The organism is Oceanospirillum linum (genome assembly GCF_001995095.2).
Classification (GTDB): Bacteria; Pseudomonadota; Gammaproteobacteria; order Pseudomonadales; family Halomonadaceae; genus Oceanospirillum; species Oceanospirillum linum.
The window spans coordinates 1-424 of sequence record NZ_MTSD02000145.1 but is presented as its reverse complement, the minus strand read 5'-3'; the positions used below and the strand labels follow the sequence as shown (position 1 = coordinate 424).

General features: G+C 64.2%; 1 pseudogene. It reads left to right on the top strand.

Annotation, left to right across the window (positions count from 1 at the left end):
* Positions 1-11: 11 nt before the first annotated feature.
* Positions 12-424, top strand: a pseudogene (locus tag BTA35_RS17035) (1-deoxy-D-xylulose-5-phosphate reductoisomerase); the annotation flags it as partial.

Here is a 424-nt window from a genome sequence, read left to right as displayed (position 1 = left end):
GGATCTTAGATATGAAAAAATGTCTGACACTGCTCGGCTCCACCGGCTCGATCGGCGATAGCACGCTCGACGTCGTCGCCCGCCACCCGGAGCGCTTCTCCGTCTATGCGCTGACCGCGCATCGCAACGGAGAAAAGCTCGTCGCTCAATGTTTGCGTTTCATGCCCGAAGTCGCCGTCGTCGGCGATGCCGGTACGGCGGCCGGCGTCGAAGCGCAGTTGAAGGCTGCAGGTTGTAAGACGCAAGTTGCGTACGGTCCGGATGCGCTTGTGCAAGTGGCGCAAAGCGGGCAGTGCGACACGGTGGTCGCTGCGATCGTGGGGGCAGCCGGTCTTGCGCCGACCCTGGCGGCGGCCCGGGCCGGCAAGCGCATCTTGCTGGCCAACAAGGAGGCGCTCGTGATGTCGGGCGCCATCTTCATGGA